The 13,918-nt window shown below is 46.4% G+C and carries 10 protein-coding genes; 5 read left to right on the forward strand and 5 right to left on the reverse strand.

The annotated features are described in order from the left end of the window. Window positions 1-14 precede the first annotated feature (14 nt). The 4 genes from MHI48_RS02860 to MHI48_RS02875 all read left to right on the forward strand — a co-directional run bounded on the left by MHI48_RS02860 (window position 15) and on the right by MHI48_RS02875 (window position 5,294). Entirely contained in the window at window positions 15-1,322 is a 1,308-nt protein-coding gene (locus MHI48_RS02860) for a M16 family metallopeptidase (protein ID WP_405142944.1), read from the forward strand. Next, the gene (locus MHI48_RS02865; protein WP_405142946.1) at window positions 1,315-2,538 is read left to right on the forward strand and encodes a M16 family metallopeptidase; all 1,224 of its coding nucleotides are present in this window, start codon (window positions 1,315-1,317) and stop codon (window positions 2,536-2,538) included. The genes MHI48_RS02860 and MHI48_RS02865 overlap by 8 nt, the downstream gene beginning before the upstream one ends. Window positions 2,539-2,568: 30 nt before the next feature. Then, a complete protein-coding gene (locus MHI48_RS02870) occupies window positions 2,569-3,375 on the forward strand; it encodes a 4'-phosphopantetheinyl transferase family protein (RefSeq protein WP_405142948.1) in 807 nt (268 codons plus the stop codon). A 107-nt stretch (window positions 3,376-3,482) separates the two neighbouring features. Beyond that, window positions 3,483-5,294, forward strand: a complete 1,812-nt coding sequence (locus MHI48_RS02875; RefSeq protein ID WP_405142950.1) for a S9 family peptidase — start codon at window positions 3,483-3,485, stop codon at window positions 5,292-5,294. A gap of 128 nt (window positions 5,295-5,422) precedes the next feature. Here MHI48_RS02875 and MHI48_RS02880 read toward each other — a convergent pair whose 3' ends face one another. From MHI48_RS02880 to MHI48_RS02895, 4 genes are all read right to left on the reverse strand, one after another. After that, window positions 5,423-6,457 (reverse strand): phosphotransferase family protein, encoded by a 1,035-nt coding sequence (locus MHI48_RS02880; RefSeq protein WP_405142952.1) that lies wholly within the window; start codon window positions 6,455-6,457, stop codon window positions 5,423-5,425. Between the two features lie 21 nt (window positions 6,458-6,478). Next, on the reverse strand, window positions 6,479-7,453 hold the full coding sequence (locus tag MHI48_RS02885) for an SMI1/KNR4 family protein (protein ID WP_405142954.1): 975 nt from the start codon (window positions 7,451-7,453) through the stop codon (window positions 6,479-6,481). Between the two features lie 182 nt (window positions 7,454-7,635). Then, on the reverse strand, window positions 7,636-8,667 hold the full coding sequence (locus MHI48_RS02890; protein WP_036607380.1) for a ribonucleotide-diphosphate reductase subunit beta: 1,032 nt from the start codon (window positions 8,665-8,667) through the stop codon (window positions 7,636-7,638). Window positions 8,668-8,876: 209 nt separating this feature from the next. Further along, window positions 8,877-11,195: a ribonucleoside-diphosphate reductase subunit alpha gene (locus MHI48_RS02895; RefSeq protein WP_405142956.1), complete on the reverse strand. Its 2,319-nt coding sequence runs from the start codon at window positions 11,193-11,195 to the stop codon at window positions 8,877-8,879. Window positions 11,196-11,968: 773 nt separating this feature from the next. On the opposite strand from MHI48_RS02895, the gene MHI48_RS02900 reads away from it, so the two are divergent. Beyond that, window positions 11,969-12,295, forward strand: a complete 327-nt coding sequence (locus MHI48_RS02900; protein ID WP_076319483.1) for an MTH1187 family thiamine-binding protein — start codon at window positions 11,969-11,971, stop codon at window positions 12,293-12,295. Window positions 12,296-12,474: 179 nt separating this feature from the next. On the opposite strand, the gene MHI48_RS02905 is transcribed toward MHI48_RS02900, so the two are convergent. Then, window positions 12,475-13,599 carry a PsbP-related protein gene (locus MHI48_RS02905; protein ID WP_405142958.1) on the reverse strand — a complete coding sequence of 375 codons (1,125 nt, stop codon included), beginning with the start codon at window positions 13,597-13,599 and terminating at the stop codon, window positions 12,475-12,477. Between the last annotated feature and the right edge of the window lie 319 nt (window positions 13,600-13,918).

Consider the following 13,918-nt stretch of genomic DNA (forward strand, 5'->3'; position numbering starts at 1 on the left):
AGGGGGAGGCAAGGATGCAGTCTTTCATTACGGAGCAGTACAATCGTCTATCGGTCCATGTGATGCCAACAAGCCAATACGCCAACTGTTATCTCCACCTGGGTATCGTTAACGAACAGGGAAGGATTCCCTCAGCGGTATTTGCAGTCATTGTGCGGCTGCTTTTCAGGCAGGATTCTCTCGGCAAAAGAAGGCTACAGCAGCAACTATGGTCTATGTATGCCGATGAGCTAAGATGCGAATTGGAGCAGAAGGGGGAGACTCAGCTCGCATCCATCCGGTTGCGTATCCCTGCAGGGTTGCTGCCCGGGACCGATGCACGGACGCTCGATGCGCTGAAGCTGCTCGCAGATATGTTGTTTGGATCGAGCCTTCAGGGTGTATTCGATTTTGATGAAGTGCAGATCCAGGAGGAACTTGGTTGGGCAGAACATCATGCTGGCTATGATGTTTCCAATTGGGACAAGGTGGTACAGGGGCGTAGTCTGGAATGGCTTGGGTATGCGGAACGAAGCAGGAATGCCGACGTTGAGCAACTGCAACATTGTGTGCGTGATGGTGAACTTCAGCAATGGTACCGGGAGGTGCTTTGTAGCCCACTACATATTCATGTGATCGGTGATTTCCAGTCGGATGTGATGATAGCTCAGGTCATGGAGACCTTTGTGCCATTGCTTGTCACGGCTGAGGGGGGAGCTATCCCATCTGTGATCGGGCATGGTCAACCTACTGAGCGCCGGGAGGAAGGCGAGATGATGCTTGAACTGATGGATGTTCAGCAATGCAAGATTAATGCGGCCTTTACCACCGAAGTGACGTATGGATCGTCGGATTATCCTGCCCTGTTTCTTTTTCATTCCCTGTTTGGCGCAACGCCAGCTTCCAGGCTTCAATCTGAGCTTCGTGAACGAAAGCAATGGGTGTATCAGATCTACAGCACGCTGGATGATTATCGGGGAATGCTTCATGTGACAACGGGAACAAACAGTGGATATGTGACAGAGGTCCTTGAAGCGATAGACGCTGAATGGCTGAGGATATGCAGGGGAGACATTCAGGAAGTGGAGCTGAATAGAGCTATTCAGAATGTGATGCATTATGTGCAAGTGGGATACGATCTGCCTGAGCAGGTGGTCAACCTTCATATCGATCGATTGCTCAACCGGGTCCAGATGACAACTCCGCAATTCCTGGAAGCCATATCCTGCGTTACTGCGGAACAAGTGGCTGAGGTAGCCTCTGGCATGAAAAAGGCTGTCACCTGGATTTTGTATCCTGAGAGCGAATATTCCGCACCAGTGCAGGAGGTGACTCATGAATAGTATTGTGAATAGCGCACCTGTCCGCAGGCGTTTATCCAATGGTCTGTCGGTCCACATTTTCCCCGAACCCCAGTTCCATCATACTTTTGTTTCGTGGTCCGTGTCCTATGGCTCAATCCATGATGGAGCCCTACCTGGCAGAGCACATTTCCTTGAGCATATGATGTTCTACAATCCGGATCAACGGCCCGTCAAGCCGTTATTTCATACTCTGGGAGCTTCGACATCTGCATTGACACGTTACGATGTAACGACTTATCAAATGGCCTGCACAGGCGATTTGAAACGAAGTCTGGAGGTGTTCACCGGCATGCTAGCTGCTCCATATTTCACCCCGATGCATGTGGAACAGGAACGGTCCGTCATTCATCAGGAGCTGTCCATGTATGCAGACCAGCCCTCCTGGCGAGCTTTGCAGCAGTTGACTCAGATGATGTATGGCAGCAATCACCCCATCACGATGGATGTTGCAGGCACACCGGATAGTCTGTACCAAATGACAACGGATGAGCTGAAGCATGCCTACAACACTCGCTATGCCACAGGGAACATGGCGATAGCGGTTGCCGGTCCGGTTGAAACGGAGTTCATTACGGATATGCTGGAAAAATTCCCTGCGATGGAACCACTGAATGGTACCTACCTGTCAGAAGTTACACCCGACTATTTGGGCGAGGACTCCAATAAGCAATATCGGGAGATTGAATGTGGATTGTCCTTGCCGCTTGTAAGGTATGGGTTCCGTGCCAAAGATGGGATGCATTTAAAAGAGCAAGTCGCTTGCATGATTGGCATTGAAGCTTTACTGGGTGAAACTTCCGATTTCCATGCGGAATGTATGGAGTTGGGTCTGCTTCATAAAGGTGTAGAATGGGACCACTATTATCGTAAGGAATTTGCCTTTTCGAACGCTTGTGGGTATTCAGCTGATCCCGTTTCTTTATATAACCGGGTTGAGGAGATGTGTGAGCATATTCAGAACGGAACGATGCCTCTATCCAACTTGAACTATGCACGGATGAAGTGGTTAAGCAAGTATTATGCAGGCATGGATTCGTTAAAACAGCGATGCATGCACGTCTCCGAATATGAGGTAATCGGATTGGATTATATGCAACTCAGCAAGTATGCACTTGAATTGACAGAAGATGAGGTTATGAGTGGTCTCAGAACTATTGCAACGACTGCTCGTCTGCGGATGGTTGTTATACGTTAGCATGTAACACCGCATAGGGAGGAGGGCTATATGGATTCCAGCACCGGAACAATCAGCAGCCTTCTGGCAATGAGGGAACAAGGGAATGATACGTCCACGCCATTTTCAGGAGAACCAGAGGTCCACATTTGGACACAGACTTTGCCCATAAGGGAGGATCAACTGCAGACAGCGGCTGCCATGGACTCCGATGCAATGACTTCAGAAGAACATGAACGTATGGTCAGAATCAGCAAAACCTCACGTCTAAAGGCTCATTGCTGGATGATTTCAAGGGTTTTCTTGCGAAGAGTACTGGCACAGTACATGCAGCTTCAGGTAAGGGATATTCGATTTGAATACGGCACTTCCGGAAAGCCTTATCTCGTGGGAGGTCCGCAATTCAGCCTTTCGCATACGAATGGGCTGTGTGTACTGGCGGTTACATTCACTAACAACGAGCTTGGGGTGGATGTGGAATGGGTACGTCCACTACTGCGAGAGAAAGCCATCATCCAACGTTTCCTGACGGAAGAAGAGCGGGATCATGTGCTGGAAGCCATATGTTCCGGTGAGGATTCTTCTTCCCTGCTGTGGAAAGTCCTCACAGGCAAGGAGGCCTGGATCAAGGCTTCAGGTCAATCTTTATGTGGACAGTGGAGAAATTTAAATACGATACAAGCGATACGAAATCATGAGCAATTGCTGGAATGGGCCGGACAGAAGTATGTGCTGCAGTCTTTGAAAATGGGCAAAAGCTACTCCGCATCATTATGCGTGACAGGGAGGGAGATACCACTGATACGCTGGATGAATGTGGATAATCATATACAAAGCTACGAGGGAATTGGTAATTAAATCTTACATATCTATTGTCTAAACATTGGCATTACCTATAATATGGACAAATGGTACCTTAATTTACCAATGTTAAATTCGTTGGTTCAATTCCAAGGAGGTTTGTCATGATTCAGTTCCCTAAACCGGATGTCGAGCAATATTTTCAGACGTACCGTATTTCACATTTTGCCGTATCGGCAGACGAGAAACGTTTGTTCATGGACAGCAATCTGAACGGTCAGCCGAATATTTGGGAGATGGATTTGCCTGGAGGATACCCGTATCCTTTAACGTACTTGAATCAGAGCAGTCAATTTATCAAAGCAGACCCGCAAGGACGTCATCTGCTTACCGCGTTTGATCGGGATGGAGATGAGAACTATCATCTGTATGCACTTCCACCCGAGGGTGGTGTTCCACTGCCTGTGGTTCCGGCAGAACCGAATGATCGCTGTTATTTCGCTGAGTTGTCCGAGGATGGACAGCGTCTCTATTATGTTACCAGCGCGGGTAATCCGAATTATCTGAATTCACGCCGCATCGATCTGGAGACAGGGGAAGATGAACTGTTATACAGTGGAGAAGAGGTTACGAGCAGCCTGGTTGCTGTAAGTCCTGACGAGAAGAGTTATGTTATTTTAAAAATGTACTCCAATACGTATCAGACGGCGCATCTGTATCGTAACAATGAAGAAATGGTGGTTCTGCCAGCTTCAGAACGTTATAGTCAGGTATCTGATCTGATTTTTGCAGATGATAATCGTCTTCTGTTCATTACCAATGATGACTCCGCATACGCCTATGTGGCTGAATACCGTATCGATACCCGCGAATTCCGCTTATTGTGCAGAATCGAAGGGGAAGATGTGGAGTTCATCCGCTGGCATCAGGCTTCCGAGACCTTATATTTCTGGACACTTACAGGGCCAGAGAATCGTATGTACGTATTGGGCAAAAATGACGATGAGCCTCGGCGCATAGAGATGCCGCTGGATACGATAGAGCAGGTGAACGTTACAAAGGCTGGCAATGTGTATATCCTCGGACGTGGAGCGATTCAACCGCATAACATTTATCGCAAAATAGCAGGTGCTGAGTCCTGGGAGCCGCTGACTGCCAATCGGGTAACCGGACTGGACCCAAGTGATCTCGTGTACCCTGACGTTATTCAGTATAACTCCTACGACGGACTGGAGATTGAAGCTCTCTTGTTCAAAGCAAAACCAGAGCAAGCCAATGGTTACACCGTATTTTGGCCTCATGGTGGGCCGCAATCTTCCGAAGCAAAGTTTTTTCGGCCGATGTTCCAGATGATGCTCGCTCAGGGCTATCATATCTTTGCACCTAACTTCCGGGGCAGTACCGGGTATGGTGCAGAATTCGTCAAATTGGTTGAGCGGGATTGGGGAGAAGGCCCAAGACTGGACTGTGTTGCCGGCATCAACTGGTTGTTTGATCAGGGAATTACCTCGCCAGAGCGGTTGTTTGTGGTAGGTGGAAGTTATGGGGGATATATGACCCTGTTATTGGCAGGTCGCCATCCGGAACTGTTTCGGGCAGCGGTCGATATTTTTGGGCCAAGTAACTTGTTCACATTCCTGGAATCCGTACCGGAAGACTGGAAACCGATGATGGATAACTGGCTGGGTGATCCGGTCCGTGACCGCGAACGTTTAACGAAGGATTCACCGATTACGTATCTCGATCAGATGGTGAACCCAATGTTGGTCATTCAGGGTGCTAATGATCCAAGGGTGGTGAAGGCCGAATCCGATCAGATCGTGGCCGCGCTCCAGTCGAAGGGACTTGATGTGGAATACATCGTTCTGGATGATGAAGGTCATGGCTTCTCCAGGAAAACAAACGAGATTCTTGTGTACCGCCGGATGCTGGAGTTTTTGCAGAAACATCAGGAGTCACCCGTTGCACAAGCTTAAGTTGAGAAATTCCATCGTTGACTGAAATATAGTGAAATGAGGAAAACCGCCAAAGATCAAGGATGATCTCTGGCGGTTTTATACGTGCGCCCGCATGTTGGGCGACATATATGGAACGATACATTCTACTAATCTAACAATGCGACAATCGAATTAATGGACTGCTGCGCCCACTGTGCAAAAGGCAGGTCGGCTGCCCAAGTCACTTGTCCTGTGGCGTTGGCTTCCCCCCACCACAAGATACGTTGATAGAGCAGATGCATGCGGAGACGTGTGCGGAAGTGTTGGCATTTCTCCGCATCTGCTGCACAGACCAGATCCCGGTAGCAGCGAAGGAACTGTGCGGCCAGTTCTGGTTGACCCTCACGAACATACCTGGTGGATATTTTGGTTAGGTCGGCTGTACCGTCTCCGAAATAGGCCGTTGTAAAATCGAACAGACCACTAATCTGCCACCCTGAAGAACGGTCGTCCAGATTTTGTATCAGAATATTCTCGACCTTGAAGTCTCCCATAACAAAACACGGAACAGCCCTGGACCGAAATGCCGGTTCAGCATTCTTGAATTGCTCGTCCACCCACTGAACATCTTCATCCGTAATCACCGAGTACTGTTCAGCATCATGTAACCAGTGACGAATGGTTCCGTACAACCAGTCCAGATAATCGCCTGCAAAGGAAACAATCTGCTGCGCTACAGGATCATATTCCCCGGCATCAGGCACCTTCCAGCGATGCAGTTCAGCCAAAGTATGGGCAAACATACAGGCGATCTCTTCCTGATCTTGCTGTGACAGTGAAGCCTGGAATGCTGGATCATACAGATGATTCCCGGGCAGGCGTGGCATTATGGCATAACTCCAGCCTAGCAGATGGGTATCTTCATGTAACAAATATGGATCAGGGACAGGGATGGACGTATGTTTTGCCAGTTGTTCTACAAAGAACTTTTCTTCCTGTAACTGTCCTGCATATAAAGGATTGCCTTTCAGAATATACTCTCCACGGGAAGAGCGAATGAGCAGTGTCTGACCCATAACCCCTTTATCTGTTCGTTGATAATCTTCAAGGGTTCCCAGGTCAAGCTCATTCAGCGCATCCTGCAATGGAACTGCGGCCACTTCGCCAAGTTGATTGGAACCAAAATATATACGGGTTGTCATATGGCCGGACCCTCCTGGGTTTTAGTCCTCATTCTCTTCGTCAGACAGGTCATACGTATCCTCATCGACCAATCCACGGATGAAAGCTTCAAAATTGGGCGCAAGATATGTAATCTCATAATCATTTTCCTGATCGACATGAACTACACAGGGTTCGCCTTCAGAGCCACAGAAGCGATAATCCAGCATAACAACATCATGACCAGCGGATGGACAATCACAGATCACAATCCCCAGGTCGGGGTATCCCCAATCCTCGATCATGAACCGACTTCCCAGCTCACCAGCGAGTGCGTATATTTTATCGTGCCCAATTCCCATAATGCTTGAAATGGCAATGTGATCCTCAGCCCAGGAAGTCGCTTCTTTGGTGGGAAATACAGTGAGCGTAGGGATACCGCCGTTTTGCGTATTCATCAGTTGAATATAGGAAGCGGGCAGCTTGTAACCCAATTCCTTCTCAATAGTCAAAATCTCTTCTTCATCAAAAGGTTCTGATACATGATTTTCCTGGGCATAATCACTCTGTACCCAGAACGTTGCGGGATCATAAGTCCCTGAAGCGGCTCTTAGATGGTTCTGTATACCGCTCTGCTCGAATGCGGCAAGCTCCTCTTCATGACGCTGGCGATCTTGACGCATCTTGTCCGCTTCGGGACGAATCTCGCGAAGGAATTCAAGGGTAGATTCATCATGGGGCAGAAGTTCATCAGCTCTCTCAAAAGCCAGTAATGCCTGTTCATAACTCGCTATATGACAGTATGCATAACCCAAACGGTATTGCCAGAGCGGGTCGCTTACCCCTTGCTCCTGGACAGACAACAAATGTTGAATGGCTTCGCGGTAACGTGCGTCATTGTTATAGGCTCTGGCGAGTTGACCAATCAGATCATAATCCCGCTCTGAGACGGGGATTCGTTCAATATGTTCAATAATGAGACTAAATTGGTCCTGCTCATGCCACAAGTTGATTTGTTCCAGCAGTTCTCTTTCCATGAATAGGCCTCACTTCCGTAGGAGGGGTATGAATCTCTTTCAAAACTATCTTACAAGGTTAAGAGACAAAAAAACACTCCCGCATGCAGATAGCCATGAAGGCATTCTATCAAAGGGAGTGCTTTAATTTGTGTTTATTTATACCAGATATACTCAAGTAGTAGATACCCGATCAGAAGAATTTACAAATCGTCAAATCCGTTATCGTCGCCAACTTTACCGTAGTTACGGGATTTAGCTTCGAAGAAGTCGGTTTTAGTTGCATTTAATGCTTCATCGGAGAATGGCTTAATCCAAGGCATGCAGTTTACATCCACACCTTCATATGCTTTTTCCATACCCATTAGACGCAGGCGTTTGTTGGCGATGTACTTGATGTAATCTTCCAACTCGTTCAGGTCAATACCGCGCACGTTGCTGAGTGTGTAATGTGCCCAGTTGGTTTCAAGCTCAACAGCACGATGGATGGTTGTGTATACGTAGTCCATGTTCTCAGGTGTGTTCAGTTCAGGGAAGTCCACCAGCAACTGTTTGTACACTTCAGCGAAGAAGTAACAGTGTTGGTTTTCATCCCGCTGGATATACGAGATCATCTGGCTGGTTGCCATCATTTTCTGGTCACGGGCCAGGTTGTAGAAGAAGGCAAACGTACTATAGAAGAAGATACCTTCGAGTACCAGATCGGCTACCATGGCCTGGAAGAACGTCTGTGGAGACGGCTCGTCCCGGAATGTTTGGTAAATATCTGCGATGAAACGGTTACGGTCAAGCAGGACTGGATCATGTTTCCAGTATTCGAAAATTTCCTTTTGCTCCCGATCAGATACGATCGAAGACAGGACGTAGGAGTAGGATTGGTTATGAACGACTTCCTGTTGTCCGATAATGGCCGAGATCGCTTCGAGTGAAGAATCAGTAAAGTAACGTTTTACGTCACCAACAAACATCGTCTGCATGGAATCAAGTACCGCGAGCAGGGAGATGTTGATTTTAAACGTACGTTGCTCTTCCTCATCCAGTTGAGCAAACTGGGAAGCATCTTTGGACATTGGAATCTCGTCTGCAATCCAGTGGTTGAGCAGCAGTACTTTGTACAATTTGTACATATGAGGCATGCGAATGTCGTTCCAGTTCAGGATACCGGAGCATTCACCTTCAATAATACGGGTTGATTGGTTAGGGGCTTCGGTGTTAAAAATTTTCTGTACTTGCATTGTTCCGTTCACTCCTTGAAATTTCATAATGTTCTGCCGACAGAACTTTGGGAAATCATCTATATCAACATCTTGCGATGCTGTGATCGTGTTTTAGGCAAAAAAGAACCAGGGCAACGCCATTTTGCAATCAAAACAGGATGCCCTGGTGGTCACCTCGAATCTAGTAAATCTTCTCTATCATGGATAAAACGTAACTTGCGCAAAAATTAAGATTCTTCAATCGTTAATGCCCGGCTACGAACATAATAAGTTGATTTCATGCCGGCTCTCCAAGCGTGCAGATGCAATTCCAGGAATTCTGTTGCTTTGATATCTGGTCGAACATAGAAGTTGAAACTTTGTCCCTGATCGACGTGGCGCTGACGGGCAGCCGCCATATTAATGGAAGCATGTTGGTCCACCTGGAACGCTGTTTGGTAATAAGGGCTTGTTTTTTCGGACAGATCCGGAGCCGGATTGGCAATTTTGTAAGTTGTTTTCTCTTCATAAGATAACAGCTCATAGAGCGGATCAATACTAGCCGTTGAACCGGCAATAATGGACGTGGAACCATTAGGTGCAATGGCGAACAACCAGGCATTACGTACACCGTTTTGTCGTACTTCGGCTTGAAGTTCTTTCCACTGTTCGGTTGTCACGAACTCGCCTACGCGCTCACCTGATGTGTACTCGCGTTGGTCGAAGTAATGACCACTTTCCCAATCGGAACCTTTGAATTTCGGATAATGTCCCTTTTCTTTGGACAGCTCCATACTGGATTTCACGAGCAGGTAGTTAATTTTTTCATACAGATTATCGTTATACGTTACAGCTTCGTCAGACTCCCAATGAATGCCTTTGAGAGCAAGCAGGTGGTGAAGTCCAAACGTTCCCAGACCGACTGCGCGATATTGGCTGTTGGTATATTGGGCTTGCAACACTTCAATGTTGTTAATGTCGATAACGTTGTCCAGCATGCGCACCTGAATTGGAACGAGACGCTCCAATACATTATGAGGTATAGCACGTGCCAGATGGATGGAGTTCAGGTTGCAGACAACAAAGTCGCCAGGCACTTTGGAAATCACGATGCGAGTTTGTCCATCCTTGGTTACGAGTTCTTCCTTTTCAATTACAGTGGCAGACTGGTTCTGCATAATTTCGGTACACAGGTTGGAGGAGTATACCATACCGTGTGCACGGTTAGGATTCGAGCGGTTAACCGTATCGCGGTAGAACATGTATGGCGTACCTGTCTCCAGTTGGGATTTCAGTACACGCTTCATGATGTCAATCGCCTGTACTGTAATCCGGGACAGCAGTGGGTGATTCACCGCTTCTTCGTATTTATCACGGAACGCACCTTCACCAAAGGACTCATCATAGAAATCTTCCAGTCCGAGTGCACGACCATTCTCGTCCTTCCAGCCCATCACTTTCTTCGTTTCGTGCGGACAGAACAGGCTCCATTCGCCACGGGTGGATACCCGCTCCATGAACAAGTCAGGCAGACAGATGCCGTGGAATACGTCATGCGCACGCATACGCTCGTCACCGTTGTTCAGCTTCAGATCGAGGAAGGCCAGAATGTCTTTGTGGAAAACGTCCAGGTACACGGCAATGGCACCTTTACGCGTACCGAGCTGGTCTACGCTGACCGCTGTATTGTTTAGTTGGCGAATCCAAGGGATTACACCGGAACTTGTATTTTGGTGACCACGGATATCCGAACCACGAGCTCTGACTTTGCCGAGGTAAACGCCGATGCCGCCACCCATTTTGCTCAGACGTGCTACATCCGTGTTGGAATCGAAGATACCTTCGAGTGAGTCGTCCACCGTATCAATGAAGCAGCTGGAGAGTTGACCGGCTACTTTTTTACCTGCATTGGACATCGTAGGAGTAGCTGCAGTCATGTACATGTTGCTCATGGCCCAGTATGCTTCCTTGACGAGATCCATACGTCTCTCGGCAGGCTCTTGGTGCATTAGGAACATGGCGATAACCATGTAACGCTCTTGCGGCAATTCCATTACTTTTCCGTCAAAATCGTGAGCGAGGTAACGTTCTGCCAGTGTGAGCAAGCCGATATAATCGAAGAGCAGATCGTTGCGGTAGTCAATGCACTCAGCAAGTTCGTCGATCTGTTCTTTGGTGTAACATTCCAGTAATTCTTCGCGGTAGATACCTTTCTTCACGAGATCTACAAGAAGAGGGTGAAATGCGCCATAAGGCTCGTCCGGGTAAGACTTGTATCTGCGGTTGGTAGCCGCTTTTTTGTAAAGGGAAGTGAGCAGGGAGCGCGCCGCTGCAAATTTCCAATTAGGCTCCTCTTTAGTTACCAGTTCCAGTGCGCTCATGATAAAAGCGTTGCTGATTTCGTCTCCGGTAACTTCATCACGGCGGAGCTTGCTGTTTACCCCACGTACCAGACGTTCCTTGTCCAGCATTTCCAGTCCTTCTAGAGTACGGTCGGCATATACCGAGATGCGCATATCATCAAAGGCAAGCTGGCGGTTGTTCGGCTTGGTCACAACTTGTGGCATGAATATTCCTCGCTTTCGCATGTTAAAGATATAAATTGGAGAAATTCTTTATATAAAGAATTGAGTGTTGTCTTACGGTGAGAAAAAGGTAAAGGTTGCTTTTGGCAGACTGAAACGGCGGTGACAAGTTCATGTCTTAAATCGCTCAACTTGAGGAGCACAAAACAGCACAATTCAGAACATGCTCATATAAAAAGCATTCTCCCGCCTCGCGGCTGAAAATGCCCATGGATGCTCTGGCTTCCTTACTGTCTTAGAAGTTCTGGATATCGACAGAAAAGGGTGCTTATGTAAGCTTTGGTCTATTGCAGATGTGCCTGTAGTTTGAGGATACCGGATGCAGTCCAAACAGCCCCGTTAACCTCCATGTCAACTCTGTTTCGAGAAAGCGATTTACACCTACAGGGACGTGCCTTTGGAGGTGATTTCATCCTGTTTTTCGCGAGAATGCAGAAGGTGACTAATAGAAGCGGAGAAATCTAGTGTTACTACATTTTGTAGCTGTCAACATACTGTAACCCAACATATTGTGTTTGTAAAGTGGGCCGATACAGTAAAACGTAATTCCGAGTATACCATTTAAGCCAGGAATCCGCAAAGGAAAAGGACTGGAAGATTTGAAGATTTATCAAAAAAAATTTTTGAACAATTTGAATGACGTCTTCACGTCAGTTTGAATTGTAACGCATTCAACTGGTAGAATAAAAACAGTCAAAAATCGACTGAAATTAGCGGCAGCGGTTGTTCACGGGGCCCAGAGGAGGCGGAGCAAAATGGCAATAGCAGAAGTGACTGTAATTCCAATCGGAACGGGTACAACCAGTCTAAGCAGTTATGTGGCGGACATGCAAAAGGTATTGGAACATCAACGGGGCATTACATATCAGTTAACTTCCATGAGCACCATTATTGAGGGACCGCTTAACGAGATCTTTACAGCAATTGCGGCTCTGCATGAAGCGCCGTTTCTGTCAGGAGCTCAGCGTGTTTCCACATCCGTCAAAATTGACGACCGTCGTGATAAACCGGATGCCTCAAGTTTACAGAAGTTACAATCGGTTCAGGATAAACTGACGTCACTTCAGGCGCGTCCGAATTAATGGTTTAGTATAAACATCCGTAAATACGGTTATTCGGTATGTTATAAGTCATTAATTAAAGGTTAGATTGTGTCTCTGCGTAGTTAACGTGAATTTCTGACATCTATAAACTGAAAGACAAAAAGACCAGCTTAACGTTCATTAAGCTGGTCTTTTTGTATACTCATTTAACATTTTAATTAATCTGCAACTACCAATGAGGCTCCAATCAACGTGGCGTTGGTGTAACCACCGCCAACATTTTCAAAAGAGAAGTTGGTAATTGGAGCACCGATCACAGTAGCGTAATCGCCGTCAAGCAGATCTCCAGTCGTTGCAGGGTACAAAGCTATAATATCGTTTCCGTTCTCATCCATGACATGAACGATAGAGAAGGTTGCTCCGAGAGAGCTATCTTCTTCAACGGAAATGACTTCCCCGTTAACTTGTACGAAAGTATTGTAATAGTTGGCTACATTTTTATTCAGATGACGGGTCGTTACATTGGAGTCAACGAGTCCCTGTACCTTTTTGCTTAGTTCTGCCGTAATGGCAGGGAATACATCGTTATGTTTACCAAAGAAATCATAAGATGCCTGCTCCATAAAGGCTGTGTCTTCTGTAATGTACGGAGTTAACTCATTAAAGAAATCCGCAGCTGATGCCGTAACAGATGAATTTCCAGTCGTTGCAGTTGGTGCTGTTTGCTCCAGAGGAGCAGTAATGCTCAGGGAATCAAGGATATCTTTGATCTCATCCTGATTATAAGTATCCTTGGCGTAGGTTAACGTCATGGTATAGAGTTCTGTATTGGTCGGAATCAGATACTGCACAAGGATAACATCTGTACCCGAGGAATGCTTATAGGCTCCTTCCAAGACACCAGCGCTATATTCTTTATAAGGCTTGTTTGTGTAGCTGGTTTTTTTATAATCGGAAATGCCGATGCTTGAACCGCTTTGTGTGTAATAATCCACTATATTATTGGCGTATTCTTCAGGATTAATTGAACCGGTTGAGCTGGCCTCAATCGTCAGATTCATATTATCTGCAAATGTGACTGATGAAGATTGGTCTGAAAAAGCAGCTTTAATGGATGGAGCATTCAATTGACTTGTATCTACGCTTTTCCAGGATTCAGGATATGCAAAAGAAAATCCTTCTCCACTATATGTAGTGTATTTCGCAGCTTTAGCTTCTGTTGAAACAGTTTCAGTTGCCGTGGATGCTTCGGACGTTTGGCTATTGGTTGTTGTGTTTGTTTCTGAATTACCACAAGCAGTAAGCAATGTGGCTAATGCCAAAATCGTAATAAGTTTCTTCATTATGTCTAATTTCTCCTAATGTGCTTCCCATCGGTTGGGATTTTTTCTAAGGTCATCATTTCGTTTGGCATAATCTAGTTTAGGTGGTGAGCATAGAAACTCCTTTCTACTTTATTAGTAAAATAATAACATAAATAAAGATTTCAGTATTTATAATTGCTAAAAAGGTAATTTATCTGTATTTAACAAGTTAAAAGCTAATAATATACCGTATGGGTATCCATTTTGAGCGATAGTACATACATTTGGTTGATATAACCGTGGGATTTATTTATGACTTAAATATATATGAACATAACATTCCGACTTAAGAACTAAC

The organism is Paenibacillus sp. FSL H7-0942 (genome assembly GCF_045040715.1).
GTDB lineage: Bacteria > Bacillota > Bacilli > Paenibacillales > Paenibacillaceae > Paenibacillus > Paenibacillus amylolyticus.